We start from the raw sequence: 21566 nt of genomic DNA, 5'->3' as shown, positions 1-21566 counted from the left end.
TGCTCACGGGTGTCGATCCGCGACGCGATCCGCATGGCCTCGCACGCCCACCACTACCTGACCATCTTCGACGACCACGGCCGAGCCCTGTACCTCGGCAGATCCAAACGCATCGCCTCCGCCGACCAACGCATCGTGCTCATCGCCCGCGACCGCGGCTGCAGCTTCCCCTCCTGCACCCGCCCCGCAACGTGGTGCCAAGCCCACCACGTCACCGACTGGATCGATGGCGGCAACACCGACATCGACTCCCTCACCTTCGGCTGCGACATGCACCACGCACTCGTCGGCACCGGACCAGGCGAGTGGGCGACCACCAAAACCGGAGCCCGACATCGCTATCCGGGTCGCACCCTGTGGCATCCACCGGCGGGGATGGACCCCAAGCGGCGCGGACTCATCAACCACGCACACCACCCCGAAGAGGTCCTCTACCCACCCGACAACCACAACGACACCGGCGACGAAGAACCACGACAACCCGCCTGACGACCCATATCACCGTCAGGGCACAGCCCTGCCGTCGAAGCGGCCCGAATCAGCGGGCCGGTTGACGCTGTCGATGGCGAATCAGAACAGCTGTTCCGAGCCCCACCAGTATCACCAGCAGTGGAGCTGCGATGGTGAGGGAAGCGTCGATGGCCAGAAACACAACGAGCAGCAGCGCTGCTGCCAGGAAATACACTGCTGCGAAACGTGGAGTCCACAGGACGGAGTCCATGCCCACCTCCTTGCGCGTACGAACTACGTGTCGTTACCGAAGGTAACTGAAAGGAGCCGGGCGAACTAGAGGCCAAGGCCCCGCAGTCGGTCGATCTCACGACGATCGCGCTTGGTGGGCCTGCCTGCCCCGCGATCACGCCTCGGTACCGAGGCCAGAACTTCTTTCGGCGGCGGCGGCGGACTGCGATCGATCAAGCACTCGGGAACGACCGCTGCGCCTACTCGTTTGGTGATGGCCCGCACCACGACGACGATCTTCTCGACTCCGTCGGCCCGCAGTCTGATCTCGTCGTCCGGGCCGATGCGATGCCCGGGTTTGGCGGGAGTTCCGTTGACGCGGACGTGCCCGCCGCGGCAGGCAGCAGCCGCCGCAGACCGCGTCTTGAACAACCGAACCGCCCAGATCCAACTGTCGAGGCGGACGCTCTGAACTTCCATCTTCGAAAAAATTCCTCACATTGCGAGGCTCGACTACATGTCCAGGCCGAGGTCGAGCACAGTCACCGAGTGTGTCAGACCGCCAACCGCAAGGAAGTCGACCCCCGTACGCGCGTAGTCCCGTGCCACGTCGACGGTCAGGCCACCCGAGGATTCCAGCTTCGTCTGCGGCGCGAACGTGTCTCGGCGCTGCACCGCCATCTGTGTCTGCCAGAGCGGAAAGTTGTCCAGCAGAACCAGTTCGACGTTCTCCGCCAGTACCTGGTCGAGTTGCTCGAGGCTGTCGACCTCGACCTCGCATGCGATGTCGGGAGCCGCGGCCCGCACTGCGTTCAACGCAGCGACGACCGAACCGGCTGCCGCCACGTGATTGTCCTTGATGAGCGCGGCATCTCCCAGACCCATCCGGTGATTGACGCCCCCGCCGGCGCGAACGGCGTACTTCTGCAGTGAACGCAGTCCCGGCAACGTCTTTCGGCTGTCCCGGATCTTGCACTCGGTGTCGGCGACCTCGGCGACCCAGCCTGCCGTCGCGGTGGCGATTCCCGAAAGATGACAGACGATGTTGAGCATCGTGCGTTCGGCAGTGAGCAGTCCTCGAGTCGGGGCTTCGACCGTCAGAACGGCCTGTCCCGGTTCGACCTCGGATCCGTCCTCGATGCGATGCACGACGGAGTATCCGCCGCTTCCGATCACCTCGTCGAGAACCAGGAGGCCGACATCGATTCCGGCCACCGTGCCGAATTGGCGCGAGACCACCGACGCGGTGGCGACGGCGTTCTCGGGAACCGTTGCCAGCGTGGTGATGTCGGGTCCGTACCGCAGGTCCTCGTCGAGGGCGGTCCTGATCAGTGCGAGAACCTCGTCTCGGTCGACGCCCGGGTTCACCTCGTTCGGGGAATCGGTCATGTCAATGTGCTCCCGTCATCACATCGTCGTTCACTATCGTCAACCGTCCATCGAGATCTCGTTCGACGAACAGACTGCGGCGCTGCGCCGGATCGGTCTCCGGCGCATCGCGTCGGGTATGACACCCTCTGCTCTCGCGCCGCTCGGACGCGGTCAGCACGATCACCTCCGCCGCAGCGGTCAACGCTGCGTCCTCGACCGCGCGCGCATCCACGGGCGGTTCCGATACCACGCCGTGCTCCAGAACACGTTGCGCTGCAGCAAGACCCGTTGCATCCCGTACGACGCCGACCTCGGCGGTCATGGTGCGCTGCAGCACCGCGCGGTCGATACGGCGGTAGGTGGGCAGTGCGATATCCGAGATGCTGCCGGTGCGGCCGACCCGTTCGGCAGCCACATAGGCCGCACGCTCACCGACGACGAGACCCTCGAGCAGACTGTTCGACGCCAACCTGTTGGCACCGTGCAAGCCGGTGCGCGCCACTTCGCCCGCGGCCAGCAAGCCGGGAACCGAGGTACGTCCGGCCGTATCCGTCGCCACGCCCCCGCACGAATAGTGCGCTGCCGGTGCCACCGGAATCAGGTCCGTCGCCGGATCGAAGCCGGCCTCCAGGCACGAGGCGGTCACGGTCGGGAACCGTTCGTGGACGCGTTCGACCGTGCGGGCGTCCAGCAGTACGTGGTCGTCACCGCTGCTGTGCAGCAATTCGGCGATGGCGCGGGACACCACGTCGCGTGGCGCGAGATCGCCGAGCGGGTGCACCTCCGCCATGAACGCACGACCGGTGACGTCGACCAAGCGGGCTCCCTCTCCTCGCACTGCCTCGCTGATCAACGGGCGGCGGCCCGTCGACCCGGCGGCGAACAGAACCGTCGGATGGAACTGCACGAACTCCAGATCCGCGATCCGCGCACCGGCGTCGAGTGCGAGTGCAATGCCGTCGGCCGTCGCGCCGGGCGGGTTGGTGCTGCACGAGAAGAGCTGCCCCAGTCCGCCGGTGGCGAGCAGCACCGTCGGGCAATGAACGACGCCGACGCCGCGAGGTCCCCGCACGAGGAGACCGACAACCTCTCCGTCGGTGGTCAGCACCCGCAGCGCGGTCGTGTCGAACTGCACCGTGGGCACCGACGCGTCCAGCGTGCGCTGCACCTCGGCCCCGGTCGCATCTCCCCCGGCGTGAACGATGCGACGAACGCTGTGGCCACCCTCGCGGGTCCGTGCCACCTCGCCGTCAGCCGCCAGGTCGAACTGCGCGCCCGCAGCCTCGAGCGAGGTGATCGCCGCACGTCCACCGGACACGATGGAGCGCACCGCGTCCTCGTCGCACAAACCGGCACCGGCAACACAGGTGTCGGCCACATGCGATTCGATCGAGTCCTCGAGCTCGGGACCGACGACCGCAATTCCACCCTGGGCGTACTGCGTTGCGGTGTCGGTGGACTGCCCCTTGCTGACGGTCACCACCCGCAGGCCGCGGGCCGTCGCGGTGCGCGCCGCGGTGAGTCCGGCAATTCCACCGCCGACGACGACAAGATCGGCCGCGGTTTCCCACGCGACCGATGGATTCACTCGCCGCCGCCCGGGGTGCCGATCTCGATCATCCGCTGCACCGACTTGCTCGCGATGTGCGCGGTCTCGAGGTCGACGTGCACCTCGTCGCGTCCTTCGACCAGGCAGCGCAGCAGAGCCGCAGGGGTGATCATCTTCATGTAGCCGCACGATGCGCGGTCGTTCACAGCGAGGAAGTCGACCTCGGGTGCAGCCATCCGCAACTGATGCAACATGCCGATCTCGGTGGCGACGAGAACCTGCTTGGACGCCGTGGTGCGCGCAGCGTCGAGCATGCCGCCGGTGGAGAGAATCTTCACCTTGTCCGCCGGTACGAATCCCTCGCCTGCGAGGTACAGAGCCGAAGTGGCGCAGCCGCATTCGGGGTGGACGTACAGTTCTGCGTCCGGGTGGGTGCGAGACTTCTCGGCCAACTCGTCGCCGTTGATACCGGCGTGCACGTGGCATTCTCCGGCCCAGATGTGCAGGTTCTCGCGTCCGGTGACGCGCTTGACGTGCGCGCCGAGGAACTGATCGGGCAGGAACAGGATGTCGCGGCCCGGATCGATCGACTCGACCACCTCGACGGCGTTCGACGAGGTGCAGCAGATGTCGGTCAGCGCTTTGATCTCGGCGGTGGTGTTGACGTACGAGACGACGACGGCCTCCGGGAAATCCGCCTTCCATTCGCGGAGTTGGTCTGCGGTGATGGAATCCGCGAGGGAGCAACCGGCGCGCTGGTCGGGGATGAGGACCGTCTTCTGGGGGCTCAGGATCTTCGCGGTCTCGGCCATGAAGTGCACGCCGCAGAACACGATCGTGTCCTCGGACACCTCGGCGGCGATGCGCGAGAGTGCGAGCGAGTCACCGACATGATCGGCGACATCCTGGATCGCAGGCAGTTGGTAGTTGTGTGCGAGCAGCGTCGCACCACGCAGATCGGCGAGCCGTCGGACCTCGGCGGCCCATTCCGGCGTCGCCTCGACTCCCCCGTAGCCACCGGCTCCGTCGACGATGTCGCGAACTCCGGCGAATGCCGAGTCCAGGGTGTTCACCCGGGTAGCGCTGCTGGTCATGACGGTTCTCCTTCACCGATCATCCGGTCGTCGGTGACCGAATTTCCTCCGAGGGAGTTTTCGACCTATGATCGAAAACATGATTCATCGTAGCACCGTCCACGAAGTCCTCATTGCGGTGTTCCAAGTTCGAACCTTTTCCGACCCCGATGCCCCGGAATTGGCGGTGCTGCTGTGGCAGCGCGCGCTCGATCCCGAGGCCGGGACCTGGTCGCTGCCCGGAGGCACCCTGCGCGACGACGAGAACCTAGCCACCTCCGCTCGGCGTCAGCTCGCGGAAAAGGTCGACGTGCGCTCGGTGGCACACCTCGAGCAACTGTCGGTCTTCAGCGAACCCGAACGTGTGCCGGGAGATCGGCGGATCGCGTCGACCTTCCTGGGCCTGGTGCCGATCTCGGCCGAGCCGACACTCCCCTCCGACACGGCATGGCACCCGGTTTCCGCACTGCCCCACATGTCGTTCGATCACGGAACCGTCGTCGCGCACGCGAGACATCGACTGGTCGCGAAACTCTCGTACACCAACATCGGATTCGCACTCGCGCCGGTCGATTTCGCGATCTCCTCGCTGCGCGAGATCTACGGTGCCGCACTCGGATATCAGGTCGATGCCACCAATCTGCAGCGCGTACTGAGCAGGCGTGGTGTCATCGAACCCACCGGACGACGCGCGCCGTCGGGCAAGGCAGGTGGACGACCGCCTGCACTGTTCCGCTTTGCCGACAACAGCATTCGAGTCACCGACGAGTTCGCCGCATTGCGCCCACCGCAGACGTGAACCGCTGCGGTCAGTCGACCCGATTCGAGTCGAACGAGGGCGGCGGCGGGGAGAACTCGACATCGAGGTCGTCCGGTTCGGGATCGGTGTAGTGCAGATTGTCGTTGGGATTCATCGCCGCCAGCAGCAGGATCACCAGCGATGCCATCAGCGCCTGAACGATCAGCACCAGCGGAGTGTCGATGCTCGGCGCAACAGTGACGATCGACCCGACTGCAGGGTCGGCGGCCTTCGGAAACCGAAGAGCAGCAATCCCGTTGCCCACCAGGAGAGCAGCGACCGAACCTGCGAGAGCGCCGACGAAGATCGCACCGAACAGCCGCGGACCTCGCTCCGACTTCCACAGCCACCACCCGATCGGGATGACGAGACCCAGGGCCAAGGACACGAAGGAGAAGAGCGCGAGGCCGTCGAAGCGGTGCAGACTCTCACCGGTCAGTGCGGCCCCGCGGTCCTGCGCCACCACGAGCAGCTGCTGCGCCGGTGCCAAGGATCCCCACAACATCCCGCCCAGAGCCGACACTGCCACCGAGACTCCGACAACCACCGACAGCACACGAACGGTACTGGTCCGCGGTGCGACTTCGAGAACGTCCGACATGACCACCTAGCGCCTACCCGTCGCGGCCGAGTCGACGAGACCGTGACGCGAGCACAGCGATGTCCACCCATCGGGGACGATCTGGACCACCATGCGGCGTCCGCATTCTGCGCAGAACCGCGGCGGCTCCAGCCCGAGCCGGACGGCGACCGACAACGAATCCGCGCCCATCTCGGCTCGGGATTCGACAGGCCGGCCGGTGAACGGGTCGTAGTGGGTCTCGCTCGTCATTCGACCCACCCTAATACGCCCATCAGATAGTCGAGTTGAGCGCTTTGATCGGCATCTGCAGCTCGCCGAGAAGGTCGAGGTCCTGTTCGGCCGGACGACCGAGCGTCGTCAGGTAGTTGCCGACGATGACCGCATTGATGCCGCCGAGAATTCCCTGCTTCGCACCCAGATCACCGAGAGTGATCTCGCGGCCGCCGGCGAACCTGAGAATCGTGCGCGGCAGGGCGAGACGAAACGCAGCGACAGCGCGCAGAGCATCCGATGCCGGCAGCACGTCGAGGTCTCCGAACGGGGTTCCCGGCCGGGGGTTGAGGAAGTTCAGGGGCACCTCGTCGGGTTCGAGTGCGGTGAGATCGGCTGCGAACTCGGCCCGCTGCCCGAGCGTCTCCCCCATGCCGAGAATTCCGCCGCAACACACCTCCATGCCTGCCTCGCGCACCATCTTCAGGGTGTTCCACCGCTCCTCCCAGGTATGGGTGGTCACCACGTTCGGAAAGTACGAGCGAGAGGTCTCGAGATTGTGGTTGTAGCGATGCACACCCATTGCCGCGAGCCGATCGACCTGATCCTGATCGAGCATGCCCAACGAGCAGGCGATATCGATCTCGACCTCGTTCCGAATGGCCTCGATACCCGCGGCGACCTGCGCGAGCAACCGATCGTCCGGTCCGCGCACCGCGGCGACGATGCAGAATTCCGTCGCTCCGGTCTTCGCGGTCTGCTTCGCAGCTTCCACCAGCGAGGGGATATCGAGCCACGCAGCTCGGACCGGGGAGGCGAAAAGCCCGGACTGCGAACAGAAGTGGCAGTCCTCGGGGCACCCGCCGGTCTTGAGGCTGACGATTCCCTCCACCTCGACCTCGGGCCCGCACCACTTCATCCGCACCTCGTGGGCCAACAGCATCGTCTCCTCGAGACGGTCGTCACCGAGCTCGAGAACCTCGAGAACCTGAGATCGATCGAGCGCGATGCCGTCGCCGAGCACCTGTGTACGCGCCGTGCGCAAAATGTCCATTCCGGGTCCCCTCGTCGTCGAACGGCATCGAAATTGAACACCGTTCAAGTTGAACGGCGTTCACGTTAGGCACCGCGCTCGGCTACTGTCAAAGCGACGCGGCGTCGAACGACAGGGGGAAGTACGTGCAACTGAACAGGCAGGACGTCCTGGACGGCGCGATCGCCATTCTCGACGAGTACGGCCTGGCAGACCTGACGATGCGCCGTCTGGCGACGTCACTGCACGTCCAGCCGGGCGCGCTGTACTGGCACTTCCCCAACAAACAGACGCTGCTCGGTGCCATCGCCGACCACATACTCTCGGGTGCCGATGCACCGTCCACCGAGGAGTCGTGGGACGCACAGATCGCTCAGATCGCGCACCGACTGCGCGACGCGCTTCTCTCCCGACGCGACGGTGCCGAATTGGTGGCCGCGACCTACGCGTCGAGGCTGACCACCAACCACATTCGCGAACGCATTGCCGCCGTGTGCATTCGAGCAGGACTGCCGCGACGCGACGCGGAACTCACCGCCGACACATTGCTGTACTACATCCTCGGTCAGACCGTGGACGAGCAAGCGCGGCTTCAGATGGATTCCGCCGGAGCCCTCACGCCCGACGCGTCGCCGCTTTTCGAGAGTCCAGATCCGACGAGCAGATTCGATTTCGGACTGAAACTCTTTCTCGACGGGGTACGCCACACCGCGGTGAACCGCATGCGCCGCTGATCGATCAGAATTCGGCGAAGACGATGCGCTCGCTCCCGTTGTCCAGGGTCATGGTTCCACCGTCCCGCGACCACCGTGGCGAGGAGGTCAGGAACGCCGACAGCCACCGGTCCTGCTCCATGATCGCCTCCGGGCAGGCCACGCGCGTCGACCCGAGAGAGTCGATGGTGATTCTGCCCTGCGAGGTGTCCACGGTGCCGAACAACCTGTTGCACCCCGCCTCGGCCGAGATCCGGTCGTCGACGAATTCGAGCCTGACCGTCGTTCCGGCAACCGGCGTGTAGGAGTCGGGTGCATCGACCGACGAATACGTCTTGCCCGCCGGGAATTCGCCGTACGAGTCGGCACACCCGGAAGCCACCACGCTCGCGCCGAACGCGAGAGCGAGCAACGCGCGCCGCGCGTCAGCCACCGAAAATCGGCCCCAGACCGGCCGCACCGGCATTTCCGCGGGACGCGAACGGGTTGTCGTGCACCATGTACGTCCAGGTCGACGTCGGTCGACGCAAGCCGGCTTCGTCCAGATCGATTCCCTCCGAGGTGATCTCGGCCGACTCGAACGTCGCGTGCGAGAGATCCATCGCCTTGGAGGACACCGTCTTGAACGCCTCGACAGCGATCCGGTGATACTCGTCCAGCGGGTTCTCCCGCCCCAGTGCGCGCAGGTGAATGCTCTCCCGTACGTCGGCGAGGTGCGCGAGGTAGTCCGACCACGACCGATCGAGGTGGTACAGGACGATCTGGCGGGCGACCTCGATCAGAGTTTCCTCGGACACGGTCTCGCGCAACTCCTTCGAGCGCGCCGGTGCGTGCTGCTCGAGCAGCGTCAGTGCCTCGTCGGAGTCGAGCAACGTGGCCCGGCGGCGATCGAGGATCTCACGGTGCTGAGCCGTCAGCTGGTTGTAACGCCACGTGCGCGAATGTATTTCGAGCATCTGGCCCTCGGCGATGCGTTGCGCATGATCGACACGGTCGGCCGCAGCAGCCGAGGTGAAGAGGCCGCTCTCGTCGATGCCTTTCGGGGCATCCTTGTCGCCGATGTTGTTCTTGACGACGTCGTCCTCCCAACTGCCGAAGAACAGCGACCGGCCGGGGTCTCCCTGCCTACCTGCACGTCCTCGGAGCTGATTGTCGAGTCGCTCGGTGGTGTGGCGACCGGTGCCGAGAACGAACAGTCCGCCGAGCTCGGCAATCCGTTCGCGGTCGGTGCCGTCGGGACCACCGAGCTTGATGTCGGTTCCACGTCCGGCGATCTGCGTCGAGACCGTCACCGCGCCGTGTACGCCCGCCGCAGCGATGACCGCCGCCTCCTCGGCGTCGTTCTTGGCATTGAGCACCACCACCTCCACGCCCGACGCGGTGAGCGTCGAGGCCAGCGCCTCGGACTCTGCGACGTCGTGGGTGCCGATGAGGATCGGCTGACCGGTCTGGTGGATCTCCTTCACCTGCAGCGCAATTGCAGCGTTCTTGTGCTCGATCGTGTCGTACACGCGGTCGACTTCGTCGACGCGCACCGTGGGAACGTTGGGCTCGATGATCGAGACTCCGAGGCCGTAGAACGTGCGAAGCTGCTCCCCCGCCGCCATGGCGGTACCGGTCATACCGCACACCGTCGCGTATCGATTGATCAACGCCTGCACGGTGATCGTGTCGAGAATTTCACCGGTCTCGGTGGGAGCGAGCCCCTCCTTGATCTCGACCGCAGCCTGCAATCCATCCGGCCATCGCTGCAGTTCGGCCACCCGGCCACGCGAGGCGTTGATCAACTGCACCCGTCCGTCACGGACGATGTAGTCGACGTCGCGCTGGACCAGCACCTGGGCGTGCAGTGCCACGTTGACCGCCACCAATGTCGTCCCGACGTGATGTTCGGAGTACAGGTCGATACCGCCCAGCTCCTTCTCCATCCGCAGTGCGCCCTCGTCGGTGAGGAACACGTTGCGTCCTTCGGCATCGGTGTCGAAATGAACTCCCTTGTCCAGCAATCGGACTGCATCCATGACCGTCGAGGTCGAGACGTCGCCGGAGACCGAACCGGCCAACACCAGCGGAACGAGCGCCTCGTCGACCAGTACGGAATCGGCCTCGTCGATCAGGGCGACGTCCGGCACGGGTGCCACCAGATCGTTTCGGTCGTTCACCAGATGATCACGCAGAACGTCGAACCCGATCTCGTTGACCGAGGCATAGGTGATGTCGCAGGCATAGGCGGCGCGCCGCTCGGATGCGGTCGACGACTCGCCGATGGAACCGACGGTGATACCGAGGGACTCGAACAGTGGCTGCATCCATTGCGCATCACGTTGCGCGAGAAAGTCGTTGACCGAGATGACATGCACCGAACGCCCGGACAGCACGTATCCGACGGCAGCGATGGCACCGGCCAACGTCTTGCCCTCGCCGGTTGCCATCTCCACCACGTCACCGGCGAGCAATCGCACGGCACCGTGCAACTGAACGTCGAAGGGCCGGAGCTTCAGGGCACGCTCGCTCGCCTCGCGCGTCAACGCCAGGTACCGAGGGACATCGAGACGGTCGGCATTGTCGACCCGCAGCGCGGTCGCCTCGGTCGCCAACTCGCTCGCGCTCAGGGCAGCAGCCCATTCCGCATGCTCCTGAGCCCGGTCGACGCGTCGACGCGAGGTGCTCTGCGCCTTCTGCGCCGAGCGGCCGAGTACGCGCCAGAATCGGTCGGAGCCCAAAGCCATCTGTTATCCCTACCTGAGAAAGAAGAACCGTTCCCACCCACAGTACCGAGTGCGGCTCCGCCCAGCTCTAGGCATCGAGCGGGGTCGTCACCGCAATCCGACGCGTGCCGTCGTCCAGCGTCACCACCTGATAGGCGTTGCGCTCGGTTCCCACCGGCGAACCGTCGGAGTCGAGGTTCTCCAGCAGAAGGTGCCCAACCCAGATACCCGGCACCTGCGCCTCGGTGACGATGTCGCGCGCCCGCACCCCCTGTATTCCGCGCGACCGATAGTAGGTCTGCCCCTGCCGAAAGAACTCTCGGGTCTGCTGCGGCTCGGCGATCGCCGCACAACCCCGCGCCGTGACGGCCAGAGCCGGATAGTTGTAGATATTCGCCAGACCGTCGAGATCGCCCGAGGTCAAGTACCCCGTGTAGCGGGCGAAGAAGCTGTCGATCGATTCGGTGTCAGGTGTCATATCGACAACGGTAGGACCCAATCCCGTCAGGGCGGTGTCGGGAATCGGGAAGAATTCGGACGGTGCCGAAGGACAACGCGCCCCGATCGCTCGACAGCGCACTCACCTTGCGCCGCGTCGCGCGTCAGCAGCGGATCGTGGAATGGCTGGGGTCGGCGGCTGCGCCGTTGACCTCACCCGAACTCGCGCAACGGCTCGGGGTTTCCGTGCTCACCGTCGAACGCGACCTTGCCCGGTTGCGTGAGTCCGGGGTTCCCATCGATGCGGTACCGGGTGTGCACGGCGGATCTCGACTGGCAAGCGTCGCCGCGCCCCGGCCGGTGCGGTTGACCGCCCCCGAGATAGCAGCACTCATCGCCAGCCTCGCCGCCCTGGGACCCAGCGAAACCGACAGTGCAGCATCGGCAATGAGCGCTCTGGTCGAGGCATTGACCACCGACTGACCCGGGGTTGCCGTAGTCGTCGAGCTGCAATCGTTTGATGTTGCAATCGGCAGTTGTGGCGATTTCCGACGATCGAGACGGCCCGACACAGGCGATTCGCTGCGCAGTTCGGTGAGCTGTCACTGTTCCTGGCTCTTGGAGGCGCGAGGCCCCCGTTTCACAACTGCTCGACCAACGCAGGCAGCCCCGTCGCAGCCGTGGTGCGCCACCGGTGATCGGCCATGTCCGAGACCTCGGTCTCGACCGGGTTGATCTCCACCACCGTCGCTCCGGCGCTGCGGGCGATCGCAGGCAGCCCGGCAAACGGGTACACAACTCCGGACGTGCCGACCACGAGAACCAGGTCGGCATGTCGGACGGCCTCCTCGGCCGCCTCCCACGCGGCCTCGGGAAGCGATTCGCCGAACCACACCGCACCCGGCCTGATCAGCCCACCGCACAGCGGGCACTCCGGCGGCGGAACCCGCTGGTCCGCCTCGGCAGGTGCGTCCGCGGCATCGTCGAACTGCGCCCGCGTTCCACAATCGCTGCAGTACGGCTCGAACAGTGACCCGTGCACGTGCGAGAGAACCGTGGCCCCCGCCCTCTCGTGCAGGTCGTCGACATTCTGAGTGGCGATGTCGACGTGCGCCCGCTGCTGCCATTGCGCGAGTGCCACGTGTCCGGCGTTGGGCTCGGAGCGTCGGACCAATTCGGCCCGCCACCGATACCAGCCCCACACCAGATCACTGTCGGCCGACCACCCCTCGGGGCTGGCGAGGTCCTTGGGATCGAAGTCCTTCCACAACCCGCTCTGGGCGTCCCGAAATGTTGCGATCCCCGATTCGGCCGACATGCCTGCACCGGTGAGCACGGTGATCCGCGATGCGCCTCTCGCGGCGTCCACGACGGGCTCAGGAACGGAAACGGGCGACGAATTCTCGGAAGTGGTCACACAGTCATTGTGCCGAGCGGTGTGCCACCTCGCGCTACCGTGGTCGCATGAGCATCGACGCCACCGCGCGGACCCGACGACGGTGGCCGCTGTGGGTGGCAGCCTGCACGGCTGTCGTCGTGGTCGCGGTGGTCGGTGTTCTGTGGCTGGCACCGAGCCGGTACCTCCCATGGGACACCGAAGCATTCCCTGAGGTGAATGCCGGCGAGTTGACCACCGATCAGGCCCGGGTGGTCGAACTCCTGCGCACCGAGCACGAGCTGCAGCGGCCGGGAACGTTCTACGCCGAAGGCATCGACGAAGCGTGGTGCGCCGATTTCGTCAGCTGGATCATGAAGGAGGCGGGACTGCCGCTGTCGAATCCTCATTCGGGTTCGTGGCGCATACCCGGCGTCTACACCCTGCAGGAGTTTTACCAGGAGCAGGGCCGATTCGAGGCCGTGGGCGACTACACGCCATCGGTGGGCGATGTGGTGCTCTACGACAACGCCAGCTGGGCCGGCCAGCACACCAACGTGATCGTTGCGGTCGAGGGCGGCGAGGCCATCACCGTCGGAGGCAACGAAGCCGGCAAGATCAGGGTGCACACACTGAACTACGCATCCGATTCCGGGGTCGTCGGATTCGGCCGGCTGCAGAGCTGACGGTCGTCATCAGGGCGCTTCGTACGCCTCGCCGTACGAGCGTGCACCACCGTCTCGTTTGGCCCGATAGAGCAGCATGTCCGCGCGGTCGAAACAGTCGTCGACGGACTCCCCCGCGCGCAGGGTCGTGTAACCGGCCGAGAAGCTCTGTCCGTCGGGCACGACCGCCGACAGCTCGGCCAGCACGGCCGACATGGTCGTCGAATCCACCCCGGGCATCGCGAGTGCGAACTCCTCGCCGCCCCACCTGGCGATGGAGACCCGGCCACCGAGAAGGTCCTGCGCAGCAGCGGAGAACCGAACCAACAACCGATCCCCGCGTCCGTGCCCATACCTGTCGTTGTACGACTTGAACCGATCGAAGTCGATCATCGCCAGAGCCAATGCGAGGTCGGCACCACGGGGTGTCGTCAACTGATGCAACCGATCTCGCCATCCACGTCGGTTGAGCAAGCCGGTGAGGGCATCGGTCTGCGCGGCTTGACGGAGGTCGTCCTCGACGCGCCGCCGGTCGGTGGTGTCGTGTACGACGGCCATCGTCCACCGAATGCCCCCGGGGCCGGGAACCTCACTGGCCGAGATCCACCCCCACCGAACCGTGCCGTCGGAATGCAGGTAGCGCTTCTCGACATGAACCGATTCCCCGCGCGCCTTGGCGTCGTCCATGATCTGTTCCATCGCGGCGTGCTGAGCCAGATCGTCGGGATGGGTGAACTCACGCGAGGACCGGCCGGACAACAGATGGCGCGGACAACCGACGATGGCCGCATACGCCTCGTTCGCGAGAACCAACAATCCGTTCTCGTCGGCCAGGGCCAATCCGACTGTGCTGGCCTCGAACATCTCCCGATACCAACGATCGGTGTCGACCATCTTCAGCCGGGTCTCTTCCTCGAACTGTGCGAGCCACGTCGAATCGCACGGACCACCGAGACTACTCGGTGGGTCGTATCGGACTGCTCACGAGCAGGGCGCGGCCGATCTTGACCTTGACGTAGCGTCACGGTTCACACTGAACACATGAGAATCGGATCCCTGGCCGAGGCCGCCGGAACGACACCTCGAACCGTGCGTCACTACCACCGTCTCGGCCTGCTCGGTGAGCCGCGCCGACTGTCGAACGGCTATCGCGAGTACACGATCGACGACGTGGTTCGACTGATGAGAATTCGCTGGCTCGCCGATGCCGGAATGCCCCTCGGTGCGATCGCAGCCGCCCTCGACCGGTCCGCTACGGACGAGAGCGATGTGGTCGCCGATCTGCGCGCTCTGCTCGCGGCTATCGAAACGGAACAAAAAGCTCTGGCGCACAGGCACGCTCGTTTGTCGGCCCTGCTCGACGACGCCGTCGAGCAGCGTCCACTGACGGCCCTGCCGCGAGATGCGGCCGACACACTGGCCGCGTTGATCGATACTGCCGCCGAGACCGACCGAGACGCGTTGCTCCGCGAGCGTGACCTGCTCGAGGTGATGGCGATCTCGGGCACCGTCCCCACGTCGTTCTTCGAGACGATGACCGCGACGCTCGACGATCCCGGAACCCGTCTGAAGTACCTTGCGCTCCTGCACAGATTCAGCGCGCTCGAAGGCCGAGGCGTCGACGATGCCGCAGGTGACATCGATTCTCTCGCAGCAGAATTGGCGTCGGTGCTCGATATCCACGCTCTCGTCTCGACGGAGCCCGACGTCCCTGCCCACGAGAGCGGCCCGCTGAGCATCGACGACATCGTGCCCGATCCCGCTCAGCGCGCAGTGATCATCGAGGCCATCGCGCGTCTGGAGACCGGCGAACCCATCCGCCCCGGTGGTGCTCGATGACGGTCCACACTCCCGTCCAGGTCGGCCGATGGCACGCATTGCTGCTGTGGGCGCGGGGACGGCATGCCCCGGTCGACTCGGACTCCGCAACGTTCCCGGCAGTGCGTGGAACCCTTGCCATGCCTGCGATGTTCGGCATCGTCACCGTCATCGAGATGGCCGTTCTGCATCTGCTGATTCCGGTGCTGTGGATCAGTGCAGTGGTTGCCGCCCTGTCGGCGGCGTCACTGCTGGTACTCACCTCGTCGGTCGCGCTGGCCCGCGTCCATCCTCATGTTCTCTCGCCGACGACACTCACTCTGCGATCCTCCGGGAAGGTCGTCGCGACGGTGAACCGAGCGACCATCGTCTCCGCCCGAATCCACCGCCGTTACGGAGTCGCGTCGCCGGCTCTCGACGGCGGCCGACTCGTACTACCGAATCAGGACGGCACCTCGGTCGACATCGACCTGTCCTGTGCCACAACGGTTACCGTGCCCGCGCCTCTGAAGCGATGGAGGGTCGACGGTACTGCCGACTCCTTCGGCCTTCAGGTGGACGATCCCGCAGCACTGGTCGCAGCGCTCGGTCGGCTCGCTCCCGCGACCGGATCCGCGTCGGCGCGTCGGAGCAGACCGGTCGCGAACAACAGAACCGTCAAGGCCAGCGCGGTGATGACGGAACCGGCCCAGATCGGCGAGGTGTAACCGAGACCGGCCGAGATCGTCACACCGCCGATCCACGCGCCCAACGCGTTTCCGAGATTGAATGCGGCGATGTTCGCGCCGGATGCCATCGTCGGAGCGTCGGATGCGAACGACATCACCCGCATCTGCAGTCCAGGGACCGTCGCGAAACCGAACGCACCCATGAGCACGAGAGATGCGATAGTCGCGGGACGACTCTCCGCGGTGAGCGCGAAGAAGACGAGTACGACGGTCAGCGCACCGAGCAGAATCGTCAGCGTGCCGGTGAGGTTGCGGTCTGCCGCCTTGCCGCCGAGGTAGTTGCCGACGAACAATCCACCGCCGAACAGCACAAGAAGCCACGGCACCGAACTCGACGCGAAGCCACTGACGTCGGTGAGCGTGAACGCGATGTACGTGAACGCACCGAACATGCCGCCGTACCCGAGCACTGTGACGGCGATGGACAGCCATACCTGCACCGACCGGAACGCGCGCAACTCGCGACGCAGATTGCTCACCTCGTCACCCCCGGTATCGCGAGGAACGAGGGTGGCGATTCCGATCAACGCGACGATGCCGATCACCGTGATCGCCCAGAACGTCGAGCGCCAACCGTGGTTCTGACCCAGGAACGTCCCGAACGGAACTCCGAGGACGTTGGCGGCGGTCAGACCGGCGAACATCATGGAGATGGCTCCTGCCTTCTTCTCCGGTTCGACCAGGCTCGCCGCGACGACGGCACCGATGCCGAAGAACGCTCCGTGACACAGCGCTGCGACGACGCGGCCGAACAGCATCATCTCGTAGCTGCTCGACAGTGCGGAGACGAGATTGCCGACGATGAACAGGCACATCAGTGCGAGCAGGACGTTCTTGCGAGGAAACCGTGTCACGGCGGCGGTGACGATCAGGGCCCCGACGACGACGGAGAGCGCGTAGCCGGTGATGAGCCGGCCGGCGGTGGCCTCGGTGACCGCGAAATCGGCCGCGACTTCGGGCAGGAGGCCCATGATGACGAATTCGGTCAGACCGATTCCGAATCCCCCGATGGCGAGGGCGAGCAAGCCGAGTGGCATGTCTGAACTCCTGAATGGAAGATGCGTACGCATTTATCGAGCTATCGCGTTTAGTTGCACGCGCTCGATAAATGCTTGCATACGCCTCATGCCTGCGCAAGCCGGTCATGCCTGGCTGGACCGAAACCGTCCGCGAACTGGGACTATTGCCGCAAGACAGACTCCGAGGGGTACTTCACCTCACGTACACGTATTGTTTCCCCCTGAATCCCGATTTCACCGGAGTCGGGTACCAACCGTCCGCGACCCCCGACCGAGTGGTCGATACACAGCCGGGAAGTCACTTCTCCTCCATGCACGTACCCCAGAGCAGCGCCGATACCTCGGCAGCAGTTGCCGTTCCGGCTCAGGGGGACGCAGCTCCGCCGTCGAGCGAACCGCGTCGGCCACCACAGCGACACGACCTCAACGGCCTGCGCGGTGTCGCCATCGCACTCGTCGTCGTCTTCCACATCTGGATGGGTCGAGTGTCGGGCGGCGTCGATGTCTTCCTCACCCTGTCCGGCTTCTTCTTCACCGCATCTCTGCTGAGATCGGCCGAGTCCGGCGCGAGCCTGAACCCGATCACTCGCATCTCGCGAGTACTGCGCAGACTCGGGCCGCCACTGCTGATCACCTTGTTCGCGGTAGCCGTCGCATCGGTGTTCCTGCTGCCGCGGACCCGCTGGGCCGACCTGGGCGATCAACTGGTGGCCGGTGTCTTCTACTTCGTGAACTGGCAACTGGCGACGACGGCGAACGACTACCTTGCGGCCGACCCCTCGGTGAGTCCCGTTCAGCACCTGTGGTCGGTGGCCGTGCAGTTCCAGTTCTACCTACTGGCCATTGCCGTCGTGTTCGGTCTGGCATGGGTCCGACGCATCGCGCGACCCGAGGGCCCACGGAGTCTTCGACCTGTGACGTTCGCGGTGATTTTCGCCGTGATCGCGGTGGTGTCTTTCGTGTACGCGGCAGACGGTGTTCGACGCCACCAGGCGTGGAACTACTACGACACCGGTGCGCGGCTGTGGGAGATCATGCTCGGGGCGGCAGTCGCAGCCGTGTTCGCCGCACGCAGCGGCAAACCGGCGGCCGGGCCGTCTGCCCGTGACACCCGAACGTGGTCGACCGCACGCGGGGCCCTTGCCGTTGTCGGCATCGGTGTCATCGTCGCGTGCGGCTTTCTCGTCGACGGTGTCGCTGCTTTTCCGGGGCCTCTGGCCCTGATCCCGGTGCTGGCCACCATCGCGCTGATCGTCGCCGGTTCCGAGACGGCCGTCGCGGCCACGCTCTCCAACCGCTTCTTCGCCTGGCTCGGATCCATCGCGTTTCCGCTCTACCTGTGGCACTGGCCGCTGCTGATCTTCTACCTCTCGGCCACCGATCGGTCCCACGTCGACATGCTCGGCGGCCTCGGCATCGTCGCTGCCTCGGTGGCACTCGCATTCCTCACCGTTCGGCTGGTCGAGCGGCCCACGCAGTCGACCACGTTCACCCCGGCACGCATCGCGGTGACCGCGTGTGCGGTGGTGGCCGCGATCGCGGTCACCGCGAGTTCGATCGGGTGGAACGCCTACATCAACCGATCGATCGACGCCGTGCAAGCCAACGGATCCATCGACGAGCTGACCCACCCGGGCGCGCTCGAGTTGACCGACGGGATTCGTGCGGACCCCGCCGACGTGATCCCGCCCCTGTATTCGGCCCCGGAGGACCTGCCGGCCACCACCATCGAGGGCTGCATCGCGGATTTCGAGACCCGGGAAGCGATCTCGTGCTCCTACGGCGACGTCGACGCGACCCGAACCATCGTGCTGGCGGGCAGCTCGCACGCCGAGCATTGGGTCACGGCCCTCGACGCCCTGGGACGTGAACACGGCTTCGCGGTGGTCACTTTCCTCAAGATGGGATGCCCGCTGAGCGTGAACACGATGCCGATGCTCGGCCCGAACGAGTACCCGGATTGCCTGGACTGGACTCGGACCGTGCTCTCCGACATCGCCGACATGCAGCCGGACTACGTGTTCACCACCGCCACCCGGCCTCGAGAGGACGCCCCCGGCGACTTCACTCCCCCCTGGTACGCCTCGGTGTGGCAGCAACTGACCGCGGACGGCGTCGGGATTCTCGGTATCCGAGACACCCCGTGGCTCGCCTACCGGGCTATCGACTGCCTCGCCGACGGCGGCACGGCCGTCTCGTGCGGTATTCCGAGGGACGACGCGTTGGACCCCGTCAATCCGGCCCTGGCCTCGTCGTTTCAGCTGGGCGGATTCTCTGCGCTCGACCTGTCCGATGCCGTGTGCGACGACTTCGTGTGCCGCGCCGAGCAGGGAAACGTTCTGATCTACCGTGACGAACACCATCTCACCGCGACCTACGTGCGCACCCTCACCACCGAGCTGGGCCGACAGATCGGATCGGCCACCGGCTGGTGGGCCGGACCGTGAGCGGGGCGGCTCGCGCTCGGTAAGCCCGGGCCCACCCGCCACAGTAGGGTTGATCCATGCTGCACGAAGCCTCCGACGACACGCCTGCCATCGCAGTATGGCCGGGATCCGCTTATCCGCTGGGCGCAACCTACGACGGAGCAGGAACCAACTTCGCCTTGTTTTCCGAGGTCGCGGAGGCGGTGGATCTGTGCCTGATCGCCGAGGACGGCACCGAGACCCGCATCCGTTTCGAGGAGTCCGACGGCTACGTCTGGCACGCGTACCTGCCCACGGTGGTACCGGGTCAGCGCTACGGCTATCGCGTTCATGGCCCGTGGGATCCGGCCGCCGGGCATCGCTGTGATCCGAGCAAGCTGCTCGTGGATCCGTACGGCAAGGCGTTCGAGGGAACGTTCGACGGTGACCGATCGCTGTTCTCGTACAACATGGACGCCCCGGCTCCCGAGCCCGAGTCCGAGTCCGAGGTACGGATCGTCGAGGAAGCCGCGGATTCGCTCGACGCCGAGGTCCCGTTCGAGGACGCCGCCGATCTCGCCGATCCCGACGACGAGATCATCGAGGAAGCCCCCGTCGCGCACGACGAAGTGCCGAACAACGACTTCCCCCAGCATGATTCGCTCGGACACACGATGACCACCGTCGTGATCAACCCCTTCTTCGACTGGCAGGCCGATCGCGCTCCCAAACGCCCGTATCACGAGACGGTGATCTACGAGGCCCACGTCAAGGGCATGACGATCAACCATCCCGACATCCCCGAAGCCGAGCGCGGCACCTACGCGGGCCTGGCGCACCCGGTGATCATCGACCACCTCAACCACCTCGGTGTCACGGCCATCGAGCTGATGCCGGTGCACCAGTTCATGCAGGATCAGGTTCTGCTGGACAAGGGATTGCGAAACTACTGGGGCTACAACACATTCGGTTTCCTCGCCCCGCACGCGGAGTACTCCTCACTGCAGTCCCCCGGTGCCGCGGTCACCGAGTTCAAGGCCATGGTCCGTTCGTTCCACGCCGCCGGCATCGAGGTGATCCTCGACGTGGTCTACAACCACACCGCCGAGGGCAATCACATGGGCCCGACCATCAGCTTCCGCGGCATCGACAATGCCGCGTACTACCGGCTCGTCGACGGCGACCTCGAGCATTACATGGACTACACCGGTACCGGCAACAGCCTCAACGCGCGACACCCGCACACGCTGCAGCTCATCATGGACTCGCTGCGCTACTGGGTCACCGAGATGCACGTGGACGGATTCCGATTCGACCTCGCGTCGACCCTGGCGCGCGAACTGCACGACGTCGATCGCCTGAGCGCGTTCTTCGATCTGGTGCAACAGGATCCGGTCGTCAGCCAGGTGAAGCTGATCGCCGAGCCCTGGGACGTGGGCGAGGGCGGCTACCAGGTCGGCAACTTCCCCGGCCTGTGGACGGAGTGGAACGGCAAATACCGCGACACCGTGCGCGACTACTGGCGGGGCGAGCCGGCCACACTGGGTGAGTTCGCATCGAGACTGACCGGATCCTCGGATCTGTACGAGGCCACCGGCCGTCGCCCCGGTGCCAGCATCAACTTCGTCATCGCGCACGACGGGTTCACGCTCAACGATCTGGTGTCGTACAACGACAAGCACAACGACGCCAACGGCGAGGACAACAACGACGGCGAGAGTCACAACCGCTCGTGGAACTGCGGCGTGGAGGGCCCGACGGACGATCCGGAGATCCTGGACCTGCGTGCCCGCCAGATCCGCAACATCATGGCGACGTTGCTACTGAGCCAGGGCACACCGATGATCGCGCACGGCGACGAGATGGCGCGCACCCAGCAGGGCAACAACAACGTCTACTGCCAGGACTCCGAACTGGCCTGGATGGACTGGTCGTTGGCCGAGAAGAACGCCGAACTGATCGAGTTCACCCGCAACGCGATCGCGCTGCGCGCCGAGCATCCGGTGTTCCGACGCCGACGGTTCTTCGAGGGCCGCCCCATTCGAACCGGCGAGCAGGCTCGAGACATCGCCTGGCTCACCCCCGCGGGCGAGGAGATGACCCCGGAGGACTGGGACAGCGGATTCGGCAAGTCGCTCACGGTGTTCCTCAACGGCGAGGGAATCCCGGAGCCTAACCAACGCGGTGAGCGCGTGGTGGACGACTCGTTCCTGTTGTGCTTCAACGCACATCACGAGACCATCGAGTTCGTGACCCCCGACGGAAATTACGCCAAGGAGTGGACGGTGGCGCTGAACACCGCGTCGCGAACCGGGACAAGTGAGAAATCGATCGAAGCGGGTACACCGGTGGAAGTCACCGCTCGTTCCTTGCTCGTTCTACGAAAGACTGCCTGACA

General features: G+C 65.5%; 22 protein-coding genes. 8 read left to right on the top strand and 14 right to left on the bottom strand.

Annotated features, from left to right (window positions below; translation table 11 throughout):
- The coding region (locus CH276_RS12090; protein WP_141214698.1) for an HNH endonuclease signature motif containing protein at positions 1–489 on the top strand (489 nt) is incomplete at its 5' end.
- 49 nt (positions 490–538) lie between these two features.
- On the opposite strand, the gene CH276_RS12085 is transcribed toward CH276_RS12090, so the two are convergent.
- The 5 genes from CH276_RS12085 to nadA form a co-directional block, all read right to left on the bottom strand.
- A complete protein-coding gene (locus tag CH276_RS12085) occupies positions 539–721 on the bottom strand; it encodes a hypothetical protein (RefSeq protein WP_094631707.1) in 183 nt (60 codons plus the stop codon).
- 65 nt (positions 722–786) lie between these two features.
- Positions 787–1161, bottom strand: a complete 375-nt coding sequence (locus CH276_RS12080) for an RNA-binding S4 domain-containing protein (protein ID WP_032394350.1) — start codon at positions 1159–1161, stop codon at positions 787–789.
- Positions 1162–1194: 33 nt separating this feature from the next.
- Positions 1195–2070, bottom strand: coding sequence for a carboxylating nicotinate-nucleotide diphosphorylase (gene nadC / locus CH276_RS12075; protein WP_094631706.1), 876 nt, complete (start codon positions 2068–2070; stop codon positions 1195–1197).
- Between the two features lies 1 nt (position 2071).
- Positions 2072–3640: an L-aspartate oxidase gene (locus CH276_RS12070; RefSeq protein WP_094631705.1), complete on the bottom strand. Its 1569-nt coding sequence runs from the start codon at positions 3638–3640 to the stop codon at positions 2072–2074.
- Positions 3637–4695: a quinolinate synthase NadA gene (nadA, locus tag CH276_RS12065; protein ID WP_045194953.1), complete on the bottom strand. Its 1059-nt coding sequence runs from the start codon at positions 4693–4695 to the stop codon at positions 3637–3639. Before nadA ends, CH276_RS12070 begins: the two co-directional genes overlap by 4 nt.
- A gap of 79 nt (positions 4696–4774) precedes the next feature.
- Between nadA and CH276_RS12060 the strand changes: the two genes are divergently transcribed.
- Positions 4775–5473: an NUDIX hydrolase gene (locus CH276_RS12060; protein WP_032394685.1), complete on the top strand. Its 699-nt coding sequence runs from the start codon at positions 4775–4777 to the stop codon at positions 5471–5473.
- 10 nt (positions 5474–5483) lie between these two features.
- Here the strand turns inward: CH276_RS12060 and CH276_RS12055 are convergent, their stop codons facing one another.
- The 3 genes from CH276_RS12055 to bioB are packed head-to-tail and all read right to left on the bottom strand — an operon-like array spanning position 5484 to position 7320.
- A complete protein-coding gene (locus CH276_RS12055; RefSeq protein ID WP_094631726.1) occupies positions 5484–6074 on the bottom strand; it encodes a DUF2567 domain-containing protein in 591 nt (196 codons plus the stop codon).
- Positions 6075–6080: 6 nt separating this feature from the next.
- Positions 6081–6305 (bottom strand): biotin synthase auxiliary protein BsaP, encoded by a 225-nt coding sequence (gene bsaP / locus CH276_RS12050; RefSeq protein ID WP_094631704.1) that lies wholly within the window; start codon positions 6303–6305, stop codon positions 6081–6083.
- A gap of 22 nt (positions 6306–6327) precedes the next feature.
- On the bottom strand, positions 6328–7320 hold the full coding sequence (gene bioB / locus CH276_RS12045; RefSeq protein WP_045194949.1) for a biotin synthase BioB: 993 nt from the start codon (positions 7318–7320) through the stop codon (positions 6328–6330).
- A gap of 125 nt (positions 7321–7445) precedes the next feature.
- Between bioB and CH276_RS12040 the strand changes: the two genes are divergently transcribed.
- Positions 7446–8033 (top strand): TetR/AcrR family transcriptional regulator C-terminal domain-containing protein, encoded by a 588-nt coding sequence (locus tag CH276_RS12040; RefSeq protein WP_094631703.1) that lies wholly within the window; start codon positions 7446–7448, stop codon positions 8031–8033.
- 4 nt (positions 8034–8037) lie between these two features.
- On the opposite strand, the gene CH276_RS12035 is transcribed toward CH276_RS12040, so the two are convergent.
- From CH276_RS12035 to CH276_RS12025, 3 genes are all read right to left on the bottom strand, one after another.
- Positions 8038–8445, bottom strand: coding sequence for an META domain-containing protein (locus tag CH276_RS12035; protein WP_176459224.1), 408 nt, complete (start codon positions 8443–8445; stop codon positions 8038–8040).
- Positions 8438–10741: an accessory Sec system translocase SecA2 gene (gene secA2, locus CH276_RS12030; protein ID WP_094631701.1), complete on the bottom strand. Its 2304-nt coding sequence runs from the start codon at positions 10739–10741 to the stop codon at positions 8438–8440. The genes CH276_RS12035 and secA2 overlap by 8 nt, the downstream gene beginning before the upstream one ends.
- A gap of 67 nt (positions 10742–10808) precedes the next feature.
- Positions 10809–11198 carry a hypothetical protein gene (locus tag CH276_RS12025; protein ID WP_032394357.1) on the bottom strand — a complete coding sequence of 130 codons (390 nt, stop codon included), beginning with the start codon at positions 11196–11198 and terminating at the stop codon, positions 10809–10811.
- A 62-nt stretch (positions 11199–11260) separates the two neighbouring features.
- Here CH276_RS12025 and CH276_RS12020 point away from each other — a divergent pair, with 62 nt between their 5' ends.
- Positions 11261–11641, top strand: coding sequence for a helix-turn-helix transcriptional regulator (locus CH276_RS12020; protein ID WP_217901424.1), 381 nt, complete (start codon positions 11261–11263; stop codon positions 11639–11641).
- 157 nt (positions 11642–11798) lie between these two features.
- Here CH276_RS12020 and CH276_RS12015 read toward each other — a convergent pair whose 3' ends face one another.
- Complete coding sequence (locus tag CH276_RS12015; protein ID WP_082073681.1) at positions 11799–12575, bottom strand: SIR2 family NAD-dependent protein deacylase; 777 nt, start codon at positions 12573–12575, stop codon at positions 11799–11801.
- 47 nt (positions 12576–12622) lie between these two features.
- On the opposite strand from CH276_RS12015, the gene CH276_RS12010 reads away from it, so the two are divergent.
- Complete coding sequence (locus tag CH276_RS12010) at positions 12623–13219, top strand: CHAP domain-containing protein (RefSeq protein WP_032394360.1); 597 nt, start codon at positions 12623–12625, stop codon at positions 13217–13219.
- 9 nt (positions 13220–13228) lie between these two features.
- On the opposite strand, the gene CH276_RS12005 is transcribed toward CH276_RS12010, so the two are convergent.
- Positions 13229–14092, bottom strand: a complete 864-nt coding sequence (locus tag CH276_RS12005; RefSeq protein WP_094631699.1) for a GGDEF domain-containing protein — start codon at positions 14090–14092, stop codon at positions 13229–13231.
- A 147-nt stretch (positions 14093–14239) separates the two neighbouring features.
- Here CH276_RS12005 and CH276_RS12000 point away from each other — a divergent pair, with 147 nt between their 5' ends.
- Positions 14240–15037, top strand: a complete 798-nt coding sequence (locus CH276_RS12000; protein WP_094631698.1) for a MerR family transcriptional regulator — start codon at positions 14240–14242, stop codon at positions 15035–15037.
- A gap of 529 nt (positions 15038–15566) precedes the next feature.
- On the opposite strand, the gene CH276_RS11995 is transcribed toward CH276_RS12000, so the two are convergent.
- The gene (locus tag CH276_RS11995) at positions 15567–16781 is read right to left on the bottom strand and encodes an MFS transporter (protein WP_094631697.1); all 1215 of its coding nucleotides are present in this window, start codon (positions 16779–16781) and stop codon (positions 15567–15569) included.
- 293 nt (positions 16782–17074) lie between these two features.
- On the opposite strand from CH276_RS11995, the gene CH276_RS11990 reads away from it, so the two are divergent.
- Together CH276_RS11990 and glgX are read left to right on the top strand one after the other, a co-directional pair.
- Complete coding sequence (locus CH276_RS11990; protein ID WP_094631696.1) at positions 17075–19210, top strand: acyltransferase family protein; 2136 nt, start codon at positions 17075–17077, stop codon at positions 19208–19210.
- A gap of 56 nt (positions 19211–19266) precedes the next feature.
- Entirely contained in the window at positions 19267–21564 is a 2298-nt protein-coding gene (gene glgX, locus CH276_RS11985; RefSeq protein WP_094631695.1) for a glycogen debranching protein GlgX, read from the top strand.
- Positions 21565–21566: the final 2 nt, after the last annotated feature.

Source organism: Rhodococcus sp. 06-470-2, assembly GCF_002258235.1.
In the GTDB taxonomy this organism is placed as follows: Bacteria; Actinomycetota; Actinomycetes; order Mycobacteriales; family Mycobacteriaceae; genus Rhodococcoides.
Note: the sequence above shows the minus strand (reverse complement) of the source record. Positions and strands in the feature narration are given on the sequence as shown.